Annotated in this window: 19 protein-coding genes; 14 read left to right on the plus strand and 5 right to left on the minus strand. The window is 66.6% G+C overall.

What is annotated here, in order from left to right:
- Positions 1 to 2: 2 nt before the first annotated feature.
- Together G537_RS0125585 and G537_RS0125590 are read left to right on the plus strand one after the other, a co-directional pair.
- A complete protein-coding gene (locus G537_RS0125585) occupies positions 3 to 383 on the plus strand; it encodes a response regulator (RefSeq protein ID WP_034853003.1) in 381 nt (126 codons plus the stop codon).
- Positions 376 to 1,422, plus strand: a complete 1,047-nt coding sequence (locus G537_RS0125590; protein WP_026872538.1) for an adenylate/guanylate cyclase domain-containing protein — start codon at positions 376 to 378, stop codon at positions 1,420 to 1,422. The genes G537_RS0125585 and G537_RS0125590 overlap by 8 nt, the downstream gene beginning before the upstream one ends.
- A 20-nt stretch (positions 1,423 to 1,442) precedes the next feature.
- Here the strand turns inward: G537_RS0125590 and G537_RS0125595 are convergent, their stop codons facing one another.
- Complete coding sequence (locus G537_RS0125595; RefSeq protein ID WP_026872539.1) at positions 1,443 to 1,667, minus strand: hypothetical protein; 225 nt, start codon at positions 1,665 to 1,667, stop codon at positions 1,443 to 1,445.
- Between the two features lie 107 nt (positions 1,668 to 1,774).
- On the opposite strand from G537_RS0125595, the gene G537_RS0125600 reads away from it, so the two are divergent.
- Together G537_RS0125600 and G537_RS0125605 are read left to right on the plus strand one after the other, a co-directional pair.
- Positions 1,775 to 2,848 (plus strand): LacI family DNA-binding transcriptional regulator, encoded by a 1,074-nt coding sequence (locus G537_RS0125600; protein ID WP_026872540.1) that lies wholly within the window; start codon positions 1,775 to 1,777, stop codon positions 2,846 to 2,848.
- A gap of 101 nt (positions 2,849 to 2,949) precedes the next feature.
- Complete coding sequence (locus tag G537_RS0125605) at positions 2,950 to 3,261, plus strand: hypothetical protein (RefSeq protein ID WP_026872541.1); 312 nt, start codon at positions 2,950 to 2,952, stop codon at positions 3,259 to 3,261.
- A gap of 7 nt (positions 3,262 to 3,268) precedes the next feature.
- Here the strand turns inward: G537_RS0125605 and G537_RS0125610 are convergent, their stop codons facing one another.
- Positions 3,269 to 3,949, minus strand: a complete 681-nt coding sequence (locus G537_RS0125610; RefSeq protein WP_026872542.1) for a haloacid dehalogenase type II — start codon at positions 3,947 to 3,949, stop codon at positions 3,269 to 3,271.
- Positions 3,950 to 3,991: 42 nt separating this feature from the next.
- Positions 3,992 to 4,936, minus strand: a complete 945-nt coding sequence (locus tag G537_RS0125615) for a 2-hydroxyacid dehydrogenase (protein WP_034853005.1) — start codon at positions 4,934 to 4,936, stop codon at positions 3,992 to 3,994.
- A gap of 124 nt (positions 4,937 to 5,060) precedes the next feature.
- Here G537_RS0125615 and G537_RS0125620 point away from each other — a divergent pair, with 124 nt between their 5' ends.
- A complete protein-coding gene (locus G537_RS0125620; RefSeq protein WP_034853006.1) occupies positions 5,061 to 5,600 on the plus strand; it encodes a glutathione peroxidase in 540 nt (179 codons plus the stop codon).
- 156 nt (positions 5,601 to 5,756) lie between these two features.
- Here G537_RS0125620 and G537_RS0125625 read toward each other — a convergent pair whose 3' ends face one another.
- Positions 5,757 to 6,173 carry a MarR family winged helix-turn-helix transcriptional regulator gene (locus G537_RS0125625; protein ID WP_211230507.1) on the minus strand — a complete coding sequence of 139 codons (417 nt, stop codon included), beginning with the start codon at positions 6,171 to 6,173 and terminating at the stop codon, positions 5,757 to 5,759.
- Between the two features lie 103 nt (positions 6,174 to 6,276).
- Here G537_RS0125625 and G537_RS39845 point away from each other — a divergent pair, with 103 nt between their 5' ends.
- Positions 6,277 to 8,085 carry a chloride channel protein gene (locus tag G537_RS39845; RefSeq protein WP_034853009.1) on the plus strand — a complete coding sequence of 603 codons (1,809 nt, stop codon included), beginning with the start codon at positions 6,277 to 6,279 and terminating at the stop codon, positions 8,083 to 8,085.
- A 222-nt stretch (positions 8,086 to 8,307) separates the two neighbouring features.
- Here the strand turns inward: G537_RS39845 and G537_RS0125635 are convergent, their stop codons facing one another.
- Entirely contained in the window at positions 8,308 to 9,087 is a 780-nt protein-coding gene (locus G537_RS0125635; protein ID WP_026872546.1) for a gamma-glutamyl-gamma-aminobutyrate hydrolase family protein, read from the minus strand.
- A gap of 71 nt (positions 9,088 to 9,158) precedes the next feature.
- On the opposite strand from G537_RS0125635, the gene G537_RS45475 reads away from it, so the two are divergent.
- The 8 genes from G537_RS45475 (at position 9,159) to G537_RS0125665 (ending at position 16,839) form a co-directional block, all read left to right on the plus strand.
- A complete protein-coding gene (locus G537_RS45475) occupies positions 9,159 to 9,287 on the plus strand; it encodes a hypothetical protein (RefSeq protein ID WP_281171505.1) in 129 nt (42 codons plus the stop codon).
- A gap of 133 nt (positions 9,288 to 9,420) precedes the next feature.
- Positions 9,421 to 9,822 carry an SET domain-containing protein gene (locus G537_RS39850; RefSeq protein ID WP_064742211.1) on the plus strand — a complete coding sequence of 134 codons (402 nt, stop codon included), beginning with the start codon at positions 9,421 to 9,423 and terminating at the stop codon, positions 9,820 to 9,822.
- Positions 9,819 to 10,310 carry a GNAT family N-acetyltransferase gene (locus G537_RS42355; protein WP_051249132.1) on the plus strand — a complete coding sequence of 164 codons (492 nt, stop codon included), beginning with the start codon at positions 9,819 to 9,821 and terminating at the stop codon, positions 10,308 to 10,310. The genes G537_RS39850 and G537_RS42355 overlap by 4 nt, the downstream gene beginning before the upstream one ends.
- Before the next feature lie 402 nt (positions 10,311 to 10,712).
- Positions 10,713 to 12,527 (plus strand): ATP-dependent nuclease, encoded by a 1,815-nt coding sequence (locus G537_RS0125650; protein WP_026872547.1) that lies wholly within the window; start codon positions 10,713 to 10,715, stop codon positions 12,525 to 12,527.
- A 10-nt stretch (positions 12,528 to 12,537) separates the two neighbouring features.
- Complete coding sequence (locus G537_RS0125655; protein ID WP_026872548.1) at positions 12,538 to 14,364, plus strand: UvrD-helicase domain-containing protein; 1,827 nt, start codon at positions 12,538 to 12,540, stop codon at positions 14,362 to 14,364.
- A 938-nt stretch (positions 14,365 to 15,302) separates the two neighbouring features.
- Positions 15,303 to 15,560 carry a DUF1127 domain-containing protein gene (locus G537_RS43145; RefSeq protein WP_081689037.1) on the plus strand — a complete coding sequence of 86 codons (258 nt, stop codon included), beginning with the start codon at positions 15,303 to 15,305 and terminating at the stop codon, positions 15,558 to 15,560.
- Complete coding sequence (locus G537_RS42360; protein WP_051249133.1) at positions 15,557 to 16,171, plus strand: LysE family translocator; 615 nt, start codon at positions 15,557 to 15,559, stop codon at positions 16,169 to 16,171. The genes G537_RS43145 and G537_RS42360 overlap by 4 nt, the downstream gene beginning before the upstream one ends.
- Complete coding sequence (locus tag G537_RS0125665; RefSeq protein ID WP_211230508.1) at positions 16,171 to 16,839, plus strand: cytochrome c; 669 nt, start codon at positions 16,171 to 16,173, stop codon at positions 16,837 to 16,839. Before G537_RS42360 ends, G537_RS0125665 begins: the two co-directional genes overlap by 1 nt.
- The last annotated feature ends 1,116 nt before the right edge of the window (positions 16,840 to 17,955 follow it).

Raw genomic sequence — 17,955 nt, forward strand, 5'->3', positions numbered from 1 at the left:
CCATGGCGACGATCCTCTATGTCGAGGACAACGAGGACAACATCTACATGCTGTCGACCCGCCTGAAGCGCCGCGGCTTCGACGTCGTCACCGCCCGCGACGGGGCGGAAGGGGTCGAGGCGGCGGGCCGCGAGCGCCCGGACCTGATCCTGATGGACCTCAGCCTGCCGGTGATCGACGGCTGGGAGGCGACGCGCCGGATCAAGGCCGATGCCGGGACCGGCGGCATCCCGGTGATCGCGCTGTCGGCCCACGCCATGGCGGGCGACCGGGAGAAGGCCCTGGCGGCGGGCTGCGACGACTACGACACCAAGCCGGTCGACATGGCCCGGCTCCTGGCGAAGATCGAGGCCCTGCTGGGCCGGGTACGGCGCGATGGCTGATCCGGCGGCCGCGATCCTGATCGTCGACGACGACGAGACCAACCGCTACACCCTGGCCCGCCGCCTGCGCCGCGAGGGGTACGAGGACCTGACCGAGGCCGCGGACGGCGTCGCGGCGCTGGCGCTGCTGCGCAGCCGGCGGTTCGACCTCGTGCTGCTCGATGTCATGATGCCGGGCATGGACGGCTACGAGGTGCTGCGGACGCTGAAGTCGGACCCGGCGCTGGGCGACATTCCGGTGATCATGATCTCGGCGCTCGACGCGCTCGACAGCGCGGTGCGCTGCATCGAGCTGGGGGCCGAGGACTACCTGCCCAAGCCGTTCAACCCCGTCCTGCTGCGGGCACGGGTCGGCGCGTCCCTGGACAAGAAGCGGCTGCGCGACCAGGAGGCGGCCTATCTGGCCGAGATCGAGCGCGAGAAGGAGCGCAGCGACTGCCTGCTCCGCGCCATCCTGCCGCCCGGCGCGATCGCCGAGCTCAAGGCGACCGACCGGGTCACGCCGCGGCGCTACGAGGATGTGGCGGTGCTGTTCTGCGACATCGTCGATTTCACCGCCTATTGCGACCGCAACCCGCCGGAGCGGGTGGTGGCCGAGCTGCAGGCGCTGATGGAGACCTTCGAGCGGATCGTCGCCGGCCACGGGCTGGAGAAGATCAAGACCATCGGCGACGCCCTGATGGCGACGGCGGGCCTGCTGGAGCCGGTCGAGGAGCCGCTGCCGGCCGCCATCCGCTGCGGCCTCGACCTGGCGGCGGCGGCCCGGCAGGCCCAGCCGGGCTGGGGCGTCCGCATCGGCATCCATCACGGCCCGGTGGTGGCGGGGGTGATCGGCCGGCGGCAGTTCCTGTTCGACCTCTGGGGCGACACGGTGAACACGGCGGCGCGGATCACCGCCTGCGCCCATGCCAATTCGGTGTTCCTGAGCGCCGCGCTGTGGCGGCGCATCCAGGACCGCTGCCGGGCGCGCAGCCGCGGCTTCTACGAGCTCAAGGGCAAGGGGCCGCTCGAGCTGGTCGAGTGCGAAGGGATCGATTGAACGGCTGGGGCATCGCGCCCTCAGCAGGCCTTGCGCAGGGCGAAGGCCGGCGCCGGGGACGGCACGGAGGAGCTGCGCCCGGCGGCCGGCTTCGGCTGCGGTGCGGCCGGCCGGGGTGCGGCCTCCTGCTCGGCGGCGAAGGCTTCCAGCTCCGCCGCCACCGACGGCGGCAGGTCCCGGAACCGGCCGCCCAGCCGGACCTGCATCAGATGCGCGACCAGCGGGAATCCGGTCATGAAGCTCATGACGGCCTCCTTTGAATCGATTTTTTGAATCGATTCATAATTGCTCTTCCCGGAGGTGTCGTCAAGGAGTTTTTGAATCGGTTCAAGATCGGGACTAGGCTGGACGCATGCCCGAGGATGCCGTTCCCTCCAAGCCCAAGGCCCGCCTGCGCGACATCGCCGCCGCGGCGGGGGTCGCGCAGGGCACCGTGTCGAACGTGTTCAACCATCCCGAGCGGGTCAGCGAGGCGATCCGCGCCAGGGTGATGGAAGCGGCCGAGGCGCTGGGCTACCAGGGCCCGGACCCGCTGGCCCGGATGCTGCGCACCGGCCAGATCGGCACCATCGCCGTGATGATCCCCGAGGGGCTGAGCTACGCCTTCGGCGACCCGGCGGCCCTGGCCCTGATCCAGGGCGTCGCCGCGGTCTGCGACGAGACCGGGCGCGGCATCTCGGTCTACGCCGCCTCGGATGTGGAGGCGGCGCGCCGGGCCCTCGCCTCGGCCGCGGTCGACGGCTTCATCATGTACTGCATGGAGGAGGAGCCGGGCGTCCTCGACATCATCCGGAGCCGGGGCCTGCCGGTGGTGACGGTCGACCAGCCGCTGGTCGAGGGCTGCCGCACCGTCACCGTCGCCGACCGCACCGGGGCCGAGGCCTCCGCCCGTCACCTGCTCGAGCTCGGCCACCGCCGGATCGGCGTGCTGTCGATGGAGCTGATGCCGGATTCGCGCGAGGGCGCGGTGTCGCTGCGCCGCATCCGCGATTCGATCTACGCCGCCTGCCAGCAGCGGCTCTACGGCTATCTCGACGTGCTGGCCGCGGCCGGCATCCCGGCCGGGCAGGTCGCGATCGAGGAATGCCTGTTCGAGGCCGAGTCGATCGAGCGCAGCATGCCGCGGCTGATGCGGCGCCAGCCGGGGATGACCGCGATCCTCGCCACCTGCGACCGGCTGGCGCTGTGGGCGATGGACTGGCTGGCGCGGCAGGGCCTGTCGGTGCCGGGCGACGTTTCGATCATCGGCTTCGACGACATCGCCGCGGCCGCTTCCTCGACCCCGCCGTTGACCACGATCCGCCAGCCGCTGGTCGAGAAGGGGCGGGCGGCGGCGGAGCTGCTGATCGATCCGCGCGGCCGCCAGGAGATCCATTTCGGCACCGAGCTGGTGCTGCGCGCCTCGACCGGGCCGGCGCGGGGCTGACCTTCCGGCGACCGGCGGAACGAATGCCGGCGGAGCGGGTTGTCTCGCCCGCGCCGTGGTTGCCCGGCGCGGGATCTCGAAAGCTCTGGGGAGAAGCGTTCGTGAAGCAGCTCGTTCTTGCCGCGGCCCTGGTGCCGCTGCTCGCCCTGCCCGCCTTCGCCGGCTGCAGCGAGGATTTCATGGCGCAGTCGAAGGCCATCCCGCCGCTGCAATCCGCCCGGCTGAAGAGCCTGATGGCGCCCCAGGCGGAGAAATGCGCCGCGCACAAGTCGCTGATCGACGCCTATGTGAAGCTGGGCGACCTCTACAAGACCTGCCAGGCCGAGCTCATGTTCAGCGATTCGGACCTGAAGGACTTCCAGCAGACCGTCGGCGAGGAGCAGAAGAGCTACGCCGAGGAGTGCGGCGCCTGAGCCGCCTCTAGGCCCCGACCAGGTCCGGCAGCGCCTCCAGCGTCGAGACCTCGCGGTCCGGCATGCCGGGCAGGCGCTCCCGCGGCTGTCCGCCGCGGTTGCACCAGACCACCTGTAGCCCGAAGGCCGAGGCGGCATAGGCGTCCCAGCCGTTCGACGACTGGAAGGCGATCGCCTCCGCCGGCAGGCCGAAGGCGTCGAGCGCCAGCTGGTAGACGCTCGCATGCGGCTTGTAGACGCCGGCCTGCTCCACCGACAGCAGGGCGTCGAACTGCCCCTGCAGCCCGGCCCCGGCGACCAGGGCCTCGAGCATGCGCGGCGTGCCGTTCGACAGGATCGCGGTCTTCAGCCCGGCGGCGCGCAGCCGGCGCAGCACCCCGGGCACCTCCGGATAGGGCTCCAGCGTCAGGTACAGCTGCATCAGCCGGTCGCGCAGACCGGGCCGGTCGATCGCCAGCGCCTCCAGCGCGAAGTCCAGCGCGTCGCCGGTCACCTGCCAGAAATCGGCGTGGCGGCCCTGCACCGCCCGCAGCCAGGTGTAGGCCAGCTGCTTCTCGCGCCACAGGGCGGCCAGCGGGCCGGCCTTGTCGCCCAGCAGCCCGGCGCTGCGCCGGGCGGCGGAGGCGGTGTCGAACAGCGTGCCATAGGCGTCGAAGACGCAGGCCTTCACTCCGGTCAGCGGTCGCATGGCTCGCCTCGCTTCATCGGCATCGGGCGGGCCATCATAGCGCTACACCGCGTTCGGCAGCGGACGGCCGGCGAAGAAATTCTCCAGGCTCTCGATCGTCATCCGGCACATCTCGCGATGGGCGGCCTCGGTCAGGCTGGCGATGTGCGGCGCCAGCACCACGTTCTCCAGCCGCTTCAGCGCCTCCGGCACCTCGGGCTCGTGCTCGAATCCGTCGAGGCCGGCGCCGGCGATGGCGCCGGACTCCAGCGCCGCGATCAGCGCCGCCTCGTCCAGCACCTCGCCGCGGGCGATGTTGATGACGTGGCCCTTCGGCCCCAGCGCCGCCAGCACCGACCGGTCGACGATGCCGCGGGTGCTCTCGTCCGAGCGGCAGGAGACGACCAGGATGTCCGCCCATTCCGCCAGCGAGGCCAGGGTCGGGTGATAGGTCCAGGGCACGCCCGGCTTCGGCCGGCGGTTGTGATAGGCCACCTCCATGTCGAAGGCGGCGGCGCGGCGGGCGATCCTCTCGCCGATCGCGCCGAGGCCCAGGATGCCGACCCGGCGCCCGGCCAGGCCGGTCGAGATCAGCTCCGCCGGCGCCGCCGCGCGGGTCCAGCGCCCGGCGCGGATGAAGCGGTCGCCCTCGCCCAGCCGGCGCACGCTGGCCAGCAGCAGGGCCAGCGCCATGTCGGCGACGCAGGCGGCGTTGGCGCCGGTGTTGCTGGTCACGACCACGCCCCGTTCCCGCGCCGCGGCGACGTCGATCCGCTCATAGCCCGAGCCGTAGCAGGCGATGATGCCGAGCTTCGGCAGCCGCTCGATCAGCGCCCGGTCGATGCCGATCACGCCGATCGTGACCACGCCGCGGATGCGGTCGGCCTCCGGCAGCAGGTCGGCGGCGGCGCTGGCGCGGGAATGCTCGACCAGGTCGAAGCGCCCGCGCATCGCGCGCAGCGAGGCTTCCGGCATGCCGGGGTGGAGGTGCAGGACGGTCTCGGGCACGGGGCAGTTCCATCGCCGGGGGATCCGGCCCGTCCTAGCACGGGATTCGGCGGCGGGCGAGGCATCGGCTCTTGCGCCCTGCGGTGCCGTGGCGCAGCCTGGGGGCCTCGCCGGAGGTCCCGCCATGCTGGCCCGACTGCTCGTCCTGGTGCTGCTCATGATCGCGACTCCCGCCGCGGCCCGGCCGCTCGACTGGTCCGCCCTGCCGCTGCCGAAGCTGGAAGGCGGCGCCTTCGCCCCGGACGCCTTCGCCGGCAAGGTGGTGCTGGTGGTCAACACCGCCTCCTTCTGCGGCTTCACCAGGCAGTATTCCGGGCTGCAGGAGCTGTGGGCCCGGCACCGCGGCCGGGACTTCGTGCTGCTCGGCGTGCCGTCGAACGATTTCGGGGCGCAGGAGCCGGGCTCGGCCGGCGAGATCAAGGAGTTCTGCGAGACCAGTTTCGGCATCGACTTCCCGATGCTGGCCAAGCAGCCGGTGACCGGCGCCGAGGCCCATCCGCTGTACCGCTGGGCGGCGCAGCAGGATCCGGCGGCGGTGCCGAAATGGAACTTCCACAAGCTGCTGATCGGCCGCGACGGCACCCTGCTGGCCGCCTTCCCCAGCGCCGCCGAGCCGACCGGGCCGGAGGTGACGAAGGCCGTCGACGCCGCGCTGGCGCCTTAGAGGCTCCAGCGGCCGTCGAAACCGACCTTTCCAGTCCTTTCCTCGTCATGGCGAGCCCCGCAGGGGCGTGGCCATCCAGGGCCACTCGCACCAGCCCCTGAATGGCCACGTCGCTTCGCTCCTCGCCATGACGGATCTATAGTCCGGCCGCAGGGATCAACCCTCCGTCCCCAGCCGCTGCAGCAGCGCCGCGAGGGTGGGGCCGAGGCGGCGCAGCTCGTCGCGATGGCTGGCGGACAGGCCGGCCAGCACCTCCTCCGCCCGGCCGGTCAGGGCGACCAGGGCGCGGCGGCGGTCCGCCGGGTCGGCCTCGCGCCGCACCAGCCCCAGCGCCTCCAGCCGGTCGACCAGCCCGACCGTGCTGTGGTGCCGCTGCACCAGCCGCTCCGCCAGCTCGCCGATCGTCACCCGGTCGCGGCCGGGGAAGCCCTTGATCGCCAGCAGCGCCTGGTGCTGCTGCGGCGTCAGCCCCGCCGCCTTCGCCGCCTCGCCGCTGAAGTCGAGGAAGCGCCGCAGCGCGTGGCGGAACGCCGCCAGCGCCTCGTAATCCGCCTTGCTCAGGGCCTGGGTCATCGGGCCGCGCATCCTCGCACTTGAAATTATATCGCACTACGATATTTATCCGGCGTCCGGGCTCCGAGACCGGATGCCCCTTGATCCTCCGGAACCCGGCCCGATGTCGAGACCCGCAGACCCGGCGGCGCCTGCGCCCGCTGCCCTTCCCACCCGTTCCGCCAGGCTCGGCGACTTCACCATCGACCGCGGCGCCCTCAGGCTGATCGCCATGGCGCCGGTGGTCGGCACCGCCGGCACCGCCGCCGCCTGGGTGCTGCTGCAGCTGATCGCGCTGGTCACCAACCTCGCCTGGTTCGGCCGGCTCTCGACCGCCGCGGTCGATCTCGGCCAATCGCCGCTCGGCCTCGCCGCGGCGCTGGTGCCGCCGGCCGGCTGCCTGATCATCGGCCTGATGGCCCGCTACGGGTCGGAGAAGATCCGTGGCCACGGCATCCCGGAGGCGATCGAGGCGATCCTGATCGGCAGCAGCCGGATCCAGCCCAAGGTGGCGGTGCTGAAGCCGCTGTCCTCGGCCGTGTCGATCGGCACCGGCGGCCCGTTCGGCGCCGAAGGCCCGATCATCATGACCGGCGGCGCGCTGGGCTCGCTGTTCGCCCAGCTGTTCCACCTGACGGCGGCGGAGCGCAAGACGCTGCTGGTCGCCGGCGCCGCCGCCGGCATGACCGCGATCTTCGGCACCCCGGTCGCGGCGGTGCTGCTGGCGGTCGAGCTGCTGCTGTTCGAATGGAAGCCGCGCAGCCTGATCCCGGTCGCCACCGCCGCCATCGTCGCCGCGGCCTGGCGCCCGCTGCTGTTCGAGTCCGGGCCGCTGTTCCCCTTCGCCGGCATGGTCGACCTGTCCGGCCCGGCGCTCCTCGCGGTCATCGGGGTCGGCATCGCCGCCGGCTTCGGCTCCGGCATCCTCACCGCGCTGGTCTACGGCTTCGAGGACCTGTTCGAGAGGCTGCCGGTCCACTGGATGTGGTGGCCGGTTCTGGGCGGCGTCGCCATCGGCCTCGGCGGCCTGATCGATCCGGCGGCGCTCGGCGTCGGCTACGACTCGATCCGCGCGCTGCTGGCCGGCCATCTGGCCTCGGGCGAGGTGCTGCGCCTCTTGGTGGTCAAGGCGCTGATCTGGTCGATCGCCCTCGGCTCCGGCACCTCGGGCGGCGTGCTGGCGCCGCTGCTGATCATGGGCGGGGCGCTGGGAGCGCTGGAGGGATCGGTCCTGCCCGGCGGCAGCGGCGTCTGGGCCCTGCTCGGCATGGCGGCGATGATGGGCGGCACCATGCGCTCGCCGCTGACCGCCGCGGTCTTCGCGGTCGAGCTGACCGGCAACCTCGGGATGCTGCCGGCCCTCCTGGCCGCCTGCATCGCCGCCTACGCCGTCACCGTGCTGCTGCTGAAGCGGTCGATCCTGACCGAGAAGATCGCCCGGCGCGGCCACCACATCCTGCGCGAATACATCGTCGACCCGTTCGAGCTGACCCGGGTGGCCGATGTGATGGTGCCGCGGGTCGACACGCTGCCGGCGGCGATGCCGGTGGAGCAGGCCATCGCCTTCTTCACCGACGAGAGCGCCGGCCCGCGGCACAAGAGCTATCCGGTGATCGACGCCGCCGGCCGGCCGGTCGGCATGGTGGCGCGGGCCGACGTGCTGCGCTGGACCGTCTCCGGCTGGCCGCGCGGCACCGCCCTGGCCGACGCCGTCGCCGGCGGGCCGCTGGTGCTGGGCCATCCGGACGAGCTGGCCGGCCGCCTCGCCGACCGGATGGCGGAGGCCGATGCCGGCCGCGTGCCGGTCACCCGGCGCGAGGACGGGGTGCTGGTCGGCATCGTCGCCCGCAAGGACCTGCTGCGGGTGCGGGCGAAGCTGCGGGCCGAGGAGATCGACCGCGCCCGGCTGCTGCGGCCGGGAGGGCAGCGGTAGAGTTACGCCGCAGAATATCGAGCGTTTTCGCGTCGCCTCTCCCGCCTGGCGGGAGAGGTCGGGCTCGCGTCAGCGAGACCGGGTGAGGGCTGGCCCAGGCCTCGACAAACTCCCCTCACCCGGAGCCGCTTCGCGTCTCCGACCTCTCCTCCTCGGGCTTGACCCGGGGAAAGCGGGAGAGGCAACACCGTCGCAGTCTCGCGGTGACGGGGCTGGCGGAAACTACTCCGCCGCGGCGCGGCGCCCGTCGCGGTCGGCGGCGTAGCGGCGGACCGCCTTGCCGAAGGCCTCGAACAGCGCCGTCGAATCCGGATTCTCCCGGAACTTCCACTCCGGGTGCCACTGGGTGGCCAGGCCGAAATAGGGCGCGGCCTCGATCCGCACCGCCTCGATCTGCCCGTCCGGCGCCACCGCCTCGACCGCGAGGCCGTCGCCCAGCCGGTCGATGCCCTGGGCGTGGATGGTGTTGACCATGGTCTCGGCCTTGCCGAACAGCGCCGCCAGCGCGCCGTTCTCGGTCAGGCTCACCGGATGGGCCGGGCCGTACTGCACCTCGACCGGCCTGGTCTCGTCGGCGCGGTGGTCGGCGCGGCCGGGCACGCGCTCGATATGCTGGAAGAGGGTGCCGCCGCAGACCACGTTCAGCTCCTGCAGGCCGCGGCAGATCGCCAGCAGCGGGATGCCGCGCTCCATGGCGCGGCGGATCAGCGGCAGGGTGGTGGCGTCGCGGTCCGGGTCGTGCAGCGTGCCGGGCTCGCTGGCCTCACCGGCGTAATGCTTCGGCTCGACATTGGACAGGCTGCCGGTGATCAGGAGGCCGTCCACCCGGTCCAGCACCGCGTCGACATCGTGCCAGTCGCCCAGCGCCGGGATCAGGAAGGGCAGGCAGTCCGCCCCCTCCGACACGGCGCGGATGTATTTGTCGCCGACGACGTGGAAGGGATGGGCCCCGGTCTGCTTGACGCAGGCGGGGATGCCGACGACGGGGCGGGATGCGGACATGTCGAGCTCCTGGACCGATACGCCATATTTCGCCGCGCGGGGCCGGTTCGACCAGCCACGCGGGGGCGGGAATGGCCCTGCGGCTGGCGCATGGCTCGGCGTTCGGCAACAAGGCGTTGTTTGCCCCCTTCCGGCCGACCACCAACCGTGGTTATAAGCGATTCAAGAAGGAGAGACCGTTTGGAAATGCGCTGATGTGAGTCGGCTGGCGGTGGTTTCGAGAACCGGAGCGCAGCGGACATGGAGGTCCGTGAGCACCGGAAGCGCTCGAGCCCGCCGTCAGACGGCCACAGCAGGTGCGTTTCCAAACGGTCTCGGAAAGCGGGGGGCACCATGTTCCTGGTACCGACCTACGTCGCGCCCAGCGCGATCCACGGCCTGGGCGTCTTCGCCGCGGCGCCGATCGCCAAGGGCACGCCGATCTGGCGGTTCGAGCCGGCGATCGACAAGGTGGTGCCGGAGGAGGAGGTGGCCGCGCTGCCCGAGGTGCCGCGCCGCTTCTTCGACACCTACGCCTATCTGTCGCCGGACATCCCGGGCGGCTACGTCCTGAACGGCGACGACGCCCGCTTCCTGAACCACGACGACGACCCGAACACCGACAATTCGGGGCCGGTGACCCTGGCCGCGCGCGACATCGCGGCGGGCGAGGAGATCACCTGCGACTACACGGTCTGCTGCCTGGAGGAGCGGGACGGCCCGCTGGCGCGCCGGCTGGAACCGGCGGAGTCGTGACCGACCCGCTGGTCCTGCGGCCGATCCGCGAGGCCGATCTCGACGCCGTGCGCCGGCTGCAGGCCGACTCCTTCACGGCGCTCGGCGGCGACATGCACAGCCCGGCGCAGATCGCGGCGCATGTGGCGGAGGTGATGGCGCCGGACTATGCGGGCGAGCTCTTGTCCAACAACATCCTGGTGGCGGAGGCGCCGGACGGGCGTCTGGTCGCCACCGCCGGCTGGTGCCGGGTGCCGGACGACCCGGCCGTGGCGCGGCTGCGCAAGGTCTTCGTCGCCCCGGACCGGGCCGGCCAGGGCCTTGGCCGCCGCATGGTCGAGGCGGCGGAGACCGCCGCCCGCGCCGCCGGCTTCCGCCGCTTCCGGGTGCGCGCCAACGCTAATGCCGAGGCGTTCTACGCCCGGCTCGGCTACCGCCCGGTCGAGCGCGGCGAGATGCCGATGGCCGCGGGCGTCGCCCTGCCGACCGTGATCATGGTCAAGGGCTGACCGTCGAGGCGGTACGAGGACCGGATACGGCTCGGTGCGGACGCGGCAGCCAATGCTGGCTGAAGGTCGGTTCCGTCCCCTTTTGGTGACATAGGGACGCGTTCCGAGCTCCTCCGGAGCAGATATTCCCGTCGATACCACGGCAGATATTGAAATCTCGAATTGCTTGTGGCCTTTTTTTCCGGCCGATGCGGTAGGATGCTGACAATTGGGGCGCATTTCGCGCCCGAAAGGAATATTTATGTAGATTCAATAGGTTGGTATCAAAATCGAACAATCCGAGCGGGGAGCTTCTGCCATCCTCGTTCAGCCCGCGAAGCTGCTGCGTCGATGGTCGATACCCGACTGCATTCTCGAATAAAAGTGATGGAGGAACCTCGCAGGTGCGAGACGGAGGAAAAGGTGAAGATATTTTCGGTAGCGATTGAGAATTTCCGGGGTATCCGTTCCGCCAAGCTGGTCTTACCCGACCATGCAGTCCTCATCGGAGACAACAATACCGGGAAATCCTCCGTCCTGGAGGCAATCGATTTAGTACTTGGCCCTGACCGATTGAACCGACGTCCGCCGGTCGATGAGCATGACTTCTATCAGGGTAGGTATCTGGCGATCGCTGCCGAGGGTGCCCTGGAAGGTGCGGCGCCCGCCGACATGCCACAGATTGTCGTCGAGGTCATGATCACCAACCTGTCGGCTGAGCAGGAGGCGCGGTTCGGTGCCAATATCGAATGGCTGAACACGAATACGGGCGTATTGTATGATAAGCCTGACCCCGCTGGCGTCGATGCTTCCAACATCGCTGCAGCGCTTCGCGTGACCTTCATCGGCGAATACGTTCCCGAGGAGGACGATTTCGCTGGCAATACTTATTTCACCCGCAGCCTTGTGGAAGAGGAGACGCCGACATCCTTCTCAAAGAAAGATAAGCAACACTGCGGCTTTCTCTTTCTGCGTTCGCTGAGGACCGGGTCGCGAGCGCTCAGTCTTGAACATGGCAGCCTGCTCGACATCATCCTGCGCCTAAAGGAAATCCGTCCCCAGATGTGGGAGGGCACAATCTCGACACTCGACGGTCTCGATGTGGCGAGTGACCCGACCTTGGGTATTTCGGGCGTGCTTGAGAGCATTAATACGTCGCTGAAGAAGTATGTCCCGCGGGAATGGGGTGCGAAGCCCCATCTCAAGGTCTCCAATCTGACCCGCGAGCATCTTCGAAAGGTAGTGACGGCTTTCATCGCGACGGGTGAAGGCGATCACGCGGCACCGTTCTTTCGCCAAGGGACCGGCACGATCAACATGCTAGTATTGGCAATGCTGTCCCAGATCGCCGAAGACAAGCAGAACGTGATCTTCGCGATGGAAGAAGCGGAGACCGCAATACCGCCTTATGCCCAAAAGCGCATCGTGCATGAGTTGCGCAAGCTCTCGGCACAGTCGATCTTCACGTCGCATTCCCCATATGTTCTGGAGGAATTCGGTCTTGATGAAACCGTCATCCTGTCGCGCACTCATGACGGGGTTCTTAGCCAGGCGAAGATAACGCTGCCGGAAAGCGTGAAACACAAACGTTATCGTCAGGAATTTCGGACCCGGTTCTGCGAGGGGCTGCTCTCGCGCCGCGTGCTTATCGCCGAAGGCGCGACCGAAGCGACCGCCTTTCCCGTGGTGGCACGCCGACTGGCCGAACTGAATCCCACGACGTATGCGTCCCTCGAAGCGCTAGGCGTATGCACGATCGATGCGGGGACCGAGAGTCAGATTGCGGATCTCGCAGGTCTTTACAAAAGCCTCGGTAAGCGCACCTTCGCCATCTGCGACAAACAGACGGCTACTGCCCAGGCAGCTATCGAAGCGCAGGTCGAACGCCTTTTCATGCACGAAGAAAAAGGCATCGAGGATTTGGTCTTAAAGAATACCTCGCAGGAGGCGTTGGAGCGGTTCGCTGATAAATTGGACTGGCCGTCACATCTTCTTGCGAAATATCCAAATCCTAAAGCGCAAGCGGTTGCTGCTCTGAAGGAGTATTTTGGCTGGTCCAAGGGAAACTGGGGTATTGCCGAGTTCCTCGCGCAGTGCACGGAAAATGAGATACCGACTTGGCTGCGGGAGGCCTGCATCGCGCTCAAGACTCTTTGCGATCCGCCGCTTCCCTCCACCCCGCCGTCACCTGCGACACCCAAAGCGGATGAAGTTGAGTTGGTCGATCCGCTTAGTTAGGTGAGACGCAATGGTCGACCTAACCGAAGCGCAAAAGGACGTAATCCGCACGAGCGGTCATCAACTCGTGACCGGAGGTCCTGGGTCGGGCAAAACAACCGTCTCAATCCTCAAGGCCGCTAAGATCGCGCGGGAGCAACTGCGTCCAGGGCAGCGCATCCTCTTTCTGAGCTTTGCGCGCGCAACGGTATCGCGCGTGCTAGAGGCGATCGACGAAGAACGCGAGATCACGCGCGCGGAAAAGCAGAGGATCGAAGTCGACACCTACCATTCCTTCTTCTGGCGCATCCTGAAGACGCACGGATATCTCGTCGGTCTCCCTCGGCGGATAACGATCCTGACGCCGCCAAACGAGGCAATTGCCCTCTCCACAGTGCGGAGTGGCTATCGGCCAGCATCGAAGCTGACGCCAGAGGAGCAAGCCGAGAAGCAGTCGCGTGAGGAAGCCGAGCGCATTCGGATAGCAACGGCGGAAGGCAGGGTCTGCTTCGATTTATTCGCGGATCGGGTGGCGACCTTGCTCCACGGTTCTCAGAAGGTGCGAGCGCTGATCTCGACGATGTATCCCTTCATCATCCTGGACGAGTTCCAGGACACGAGCGCTGATCAGTGGCGCGTGGTCCAAGCTCTTGGGTTGGGAAGCACATTGATTGCGCTAGCCGACCCTCAGCAGCGGATCTTCGACTTCATTGGCGCTGACCCTGCGAGGCTCGATCACTTCCAAGCAGCGTTCAGCCCGTCGGTACATGATCTCGCTGGCGACAATCACCGCAGCAAAGGCACGGAGATCGCGCTATTCGGAAATGATATCCTGGCAGGAAGATTCCGTCAGAAAACTTATCAGGGGGTCGAATTTCAGGGATTTGAATCGAACCCGAATCAGGCATTCGCAACATTGGTGGCCCAGGTACTCCAGGCCCGCAAGCGCCTGATTGATAGCGGCAAGCGCGACTGGTCGCTGGCGATCCTCGTTCCGACCAAACGGATGACGCGCTTCGTATCCGACCGGCTGCGCGAACCATTTGGGACAGTGCCCCCCATCGCTCATAGCGCCGCTGTTGACATGGAGGGGCCGATCCTCGCAGCGGAGATAATCGCCTTCTTGTTACAGCAGGGCGGCGATCCGAGGCGCTTCGACAAGTTCGTGGAACTCATGTGCAGCTATTTCCACGGACGAGGAGGCGCCACACCGACAAAGGGCGACATGAATGAAGCGGGGCGATTTCGAGCCGCGCTGGCGAAGTGGAATGAATGTCTAGCGGCGGGAAAGCCAGTGCCTGGCAACAGTGTATTGAAGCCAACCTTCGCAGTCTACGAGGCGGCGACGACGTTGGCGCTCACGGGCGATCCTGACAGAGATTGGGTCGCAGTGCGCGCTGTGCTGGACGCCGGCGGGTGCACTCGACTGAAGGAAGTAGCCAAGGAGGTGCGAAACGTTCGCCTGCTCGAGCGAGGGACGCAACTTCGGCAGGGCCTGGCACAGGACTGGCGGGAGTCCGGCGGATATCGCAATGCCCTGTCCATAACGCGTCAGTCCTTCGTTCAGGAGCATTTCGCGACGACGCACAAACCGGAGTCAGGCGTTGTCGTGATGAACATGCACAAGGCAAAGGGAAAGCAGTTCGATGAGGTTATAATCTTTGAGGGCTGGCCAAAGCGTGCGCAGGGCGAGATTGTCGCCAACCCTGATCGAATTGTCTCTAGCAATGTCCGGGACGGGGTGATGACGCAGGCGCGCCAGAATTTTCGGGTTAGCGTCACACGCGCTAAGACGCGGACCACGATTCTCACCCCGCGAGACGACGTCTGCGTACTACTCCTCCCCGATGGCGAGTAGCCATGAACTGGCCACGGCCGCGTTGAAGACTAGAAGGCTTTCAGATCACATCGAGAGGCTTTCCAATTCGGCAATCCGGCTCAGAAGGAAACTCTTATACAAGTGATCGTATCGCACTTTCAGGCAATGCCACTACGGTGTCGGTAGAACTGGGACAGCTATATGCTTGTACAGAGCAGGGGGGCGCTCTCGTCGCGGAGCTCTCCAATGGAGAGCTCGTTCACATCGCAGATGTCCCCTCTGGACTTGCCTGCGCCTGCAACTGTCCAGGATATGGTCGCCGTATGGCCGCTAAGAAAGGGCCTAAGCAGGCCCATCACTGGATTTCGGTGTCACTGATTTCGGTGACAGTGCACGATTTTGACATTGCTCTGATGGGCGAGGCTGTTCGGCGAGTCGACTACGCATCTGCCGGCTGACCCGAGTGTCTGACCGCATTGGTCCTAGCAATGGGGTGAACCCTAAAAGTTCACTGTCACCGAAATCCGGTCACCGAAATCCGATGTCAGCGGTGACGGCGTGGCCGCCGGTTCGCTTTGACAGCCACACCCGCTGAGTAGCGCCGCACCGGCAATCGCTGTGATGGGGAGCAGAGGCACGAGCCACATGGCAGACCTCGCCGGCGTGATCTCGAACAGCCTGTGACCCCCGTAACACAAGAAGTCAGGCTTGCGATGCCATCATGGAAACCATGACGAGACAGGGCCGCAATACGCGTCCGGTCTGAGCTGAGGCGATTCTGAGCGACGAAGATCGCCGTCCGCCTGGTGCGGTGAGCACCGACACAGGATCTGTCGAGCACACGCACGGTACGGCAGCCGGCCAGGCATCGGCACGACGACGTCGGGCGCCAGACCGGCCCGCCGGCGTCCTCTTCCCGGCGCGTTCGAGAGCGGAGCATCGACCATCGAACTTGCATAACGACACAGGAGGAACCGATGGACTCCAGTCGTCGAGCAATCTTTATTGCCGGCCCAACCGCAACGGCGGGGAAGCGGTCGTGCAGGCAGAGCTATAGCCGAGGGCACATCCGTGGCCCGATCTGGGGCACGTGGTTCTGGCGGTGGTGTGCCCGGTGTGCAGCGCGGTCTCGGCAGCGAGAAGCCCTGTCGGATCTCGACGACCACTTCCTCGAAGACATCGGCGTCACACGGCAACAGGCGAAGGCCGAAGCGGCCAAGCCGTTCTGGAAATGACGCAGCTTCTGGCCGACATGCTGCCCGCGGCGACGCTCGGCCTCTTCATCGCCATCCCGTTCGGCCCGGTAGGCTTGGTGTGCGTGCAGCGGACGCTGGCTTTGGGCATCTGGTTCGGGATCGCCAGCGGCATGGGCGCTGCGGTCGCACACGCGCTGTTCAGTGTCCTGGCCGCGACCAGCGCAGGCGCGTTGGCGCAGACGGCGTTCACGGTGGAGGTGCCGCTGCGCATTGCGGGAGGGCTCGCCCTCATCTTCATGGGTCTCAGAACCTGCCTCGTCCCCACCCGCCCGGCGCGCGAAGCAGGGTGTGGGGCCTTGGGCTCTGCCTTCATGTCGACCTTGCTGATCGCCGCCGCCAACCCGATGACGATGCTGCCGTATCTGGCCATCGCGGTCGTGCCGCAGGCCGGTAATCCGCTGATCACGAGTCGCGGGTTCGCAGCGCCCATCGGGGTGATGCTCGGCAGCGCCTCCTGGTACTTGGTCCTCGCCTTGAGCACGAACGCGATGTTTCAGAATCTGCAAAAGGCGACGCTGGATCGGCTCAACGGCATCGCGGGCATCCTCCTGATCGGCTTGGGCGCCGCGTTATGCGGGCGGATCGTCTGATGCCTTCGCTCATCGGGGCGACGTGTACCGGGAAGATGATGGCCTTGGCGATGTCGCGTCGCGAAGGGCTGATATGTCAGCGCAATGTTACCGTCTCGCGAGCGTACAAGCGCACGGGAAGCGAGGCGCGAGCAAGGAGTATGATCATGCTACGCAGTTGCCTTGCGTTGCTGCTTGCGTCAGTCGTCACGCTGGCAGCGCTCACGGTCCTGGCTGACGATACCCAAATTAAACGCGGCAAGTACCTTGTTACGATCAGCGGCTGCAACGACTGCCACACGCCGGGATATTTCTTCGGCAGGCCCGATATGTCACGCTTCCTTGGCGGCTCGGATATGGGCTTCGAGATTCCAGGCCAGGGCGTCTTTGTCGGCTCCAACATCACACCAGACAAAGAGACAGGCGTCGGCAGTTGGACCCGGGAGCAGATCGTGACGGCGATACAGGGCGGCCAACGGCCGGACGGCCGCATGCTGGCACCCATCATGCCATGGCATGCCTTTGCGCAGCTCACGGCGGATGACGCCACGGCGATAGCGGCCTTTCTCCAAAGTCTGGACCCTGTCCGCAACAAGGTCCCCGGCCCGTTCAAACCTGGAGATAGTGTTTCGACTTTCATGTTCCGGATCGTGCCGCCGGGTGAAACGGCAGCTGATGCGGCTAAGTAAACTGGGTCAGACAAAGATACTCAGTGTCGCGACCGATCAGGCCATGCCGGCCGGGCTGAGGCAATCACCACGATGGGTTGACCGCCGGATGTCCGGCAGTGTCCGCTATCGGGCGATCTCCGCTATGGCTGGTTTTGGCGCATCCCAGCCTGGCTAGCTCGATCGGGGCAGGCAAGACGCGAGCTAGCCCATCCGCTAAATTCGGGCGAAGCATTGCCGAATCAGTTGCACAGCTCAAAGATAGCTGGGGCACGCGCCTTCAAGAGGGAGCTAATCGGAGCGCTGCTGCTCTGATTCAATCCAGTACTTTCCAATACAACGGAATAGATAGCTGAGGAGAGAGACCGCAAGTCCGACGGGAATCGACATCGCATGTCGATTCACTCCGACAAGTAGATTGAGGCCACCAAATGTGGCGAAGAAAAGGCCTATATATATCCCAACAGTAGAGAAATAGTAAAAAATCCTAGACATCACATGCCCATAGCTCCGACTAAACGACCAATCGCGTCTGCTCTTTACAAAATAAATAGCGGAGCCGATAGTCAGAAAGAATATTATATACCAAATTAGCCCTAGAATTGTTTGTTTCATAAGAATCCAGTGGCCTTCCAAGATCGGCTTTCAATTTGACTATATCTCACTCGTGTGATTGGCGCCATGTTGGGCGCGATGAATCGAGGTCGCCACCGGAGCCAGCGCCAACAAAGCACGCTTCGCTTCGAAGAGCCGATTTCCAAGAGCCTGAGCCACGTCCGGTTTCGGGACGGCGGCTCAAGGTCCGCATATGGCGCTCTCGCGACGAATTTGCCGCTTACCCACAAGGGCTCCAACGGTCACTTCTCACCCTTTGCGGACCCATCGGCCGTCTGCCGACCGATCACCCTGTCGTGCCGGAGCGCGTGTCCGGCCATAGCCCGGCAGCCGATGCATTCGCCGCACCCGTGGCGGCGCCGGGCGAGGCGGGGCGGAGGCGCGGGTCGTGTTAACGCAATGTTCATTGCTTAACTCCACGCGCCTTGTTCATGATATGTTCCATGAAAGAGGTGCCGCCCGATTTCGATGTCCAGGCCTATGGCCGCGGCTGCGCGCTGCAGCAGTGCGAGATGCTCACGC

It is taken from the genome of Inquilinus limosus DSM 16000 (assembly GCF_000423185.1).
In the GTDB taxonomy this organism is placed as follows: Bacteria; Pseudomonadota; Alphaproteobacteria; order DSM-16000; family Inquilinaceae; genus Inquilinus; species Inquilinus limosus.

What these genes read in the sequence shown, in the direction of transcription:
- G537_RS0125585 (WP_034853003.1), top strand. Translation starts at nt 3, where the DNA reads ATGGCGACGATCCTCTATGTCGAGGACAACGAGGACAACATCTACATG.
- G537_RS0125590 (WP_026872538.1), top strand. Translation starts at nt 376, where the DNA reads ATGGCTGATCCGGCGGCCGCGATCCTGATCGTCGACGACGACGAGACC.
- G537_RS0125595 (WP_026872539.1), bottom strand. Translation starts at nt 1,667, where the DNA reads ATGAGCTTCATGACCGGATTCCCGCTGGTCGCGCATCTGATGCAGGTC.
- G537_RS0125600 (WP_026872540.1), top strand. Translation starts at nt 1,775, where the DNA reads ATGCCCGAGGATGCCGTTCCCTCCAAGCCCAAGGCCCGCCTGCGCGAC.
- G537_RS0125610 (WP_026872542.1), bottom strand. Translation starts at nt 3,949, where the DNA reads ATGCGACCGCTGACCGGAGTGAAGGCCTGCGTCTTCGACGCCTATGGC.
- G537_RS0125620 (WP_034853006.1), top strand. Translation starts at nt 5,061, where the DNA reads ATGCTGGCCCGACTGCTCGTCCTGGTGCTGCTCATGATCGCGACTCCC.
- G537_RS0125625 (WP_211230507.1), bottom strand. Translation starts at nt 6,173, where the DNA reads ATGACCCAGGCCCTGAGCAAGGCGGATTACGAGGCGCTGGCGGCGTTC.
- G537_RS39845 (WP_034853009.1), top strand. Translation starts at nt 6,277, where the DNA reads ATGTCGAGACCCGCAGACCCGGCGGCGCCTGCGCCCGCTGCCCTTCCC.
- G537_RS0125635 (WP_026872546.1), bottom strand. Translation starts at nt 9,087, where the DNA reads ATGTCCGCATCCCGCCCCGTCGTCGGCATCCCCGCCTGCGTCAAGCAG.
- G537_RS45475 (WP_281171505.1), top strand. Translation starts at nt 9,159, where the DNA reads ATGGCCCTGCGGCTGGCGCATGGCTCGGCGTTCGGCAACAAGGCGTTG.
- G537_RS39850 (WP_064742211.1), top strand. Translation starts at nt 9,421, where the DNA reads ATGTTCCTGGTACCGACCTACGTCGCGCCCAGCGCGATCCACGGCCTG.
- G537_RS0125655 (WP_026872548.1), top strand. Translation starts at nt 12,538, where the DNA reads ATGGTCGACCTAACCGAAGCGCAAAAGGACGTAATCCGCACGAGCGGT.
- G537_RS43145 (WP_081689037.1), top strand. Translation starts at nt 15,303, where the DNA reads ATGGACTCCAGTCGTCGAGCAATCTTTATTGCCGGCCCAACCGCAACG.
- G537_RS42360 (WP_051249133.1), top strand. Translation starts at nt 15,557, where the DNA reads ATGACGCAGCTTCTGGCCGACATGCTGCCCGCGGCGACGCTCGGCCTC.
- G537_RS0125665 (WP_211230508.1), top strand. Translation starts at nt 16,171, where the DNA reads ATGCCTTCGCTCATCGGGGCGACGTGTACCGGGAAGATGATGGCCTTG.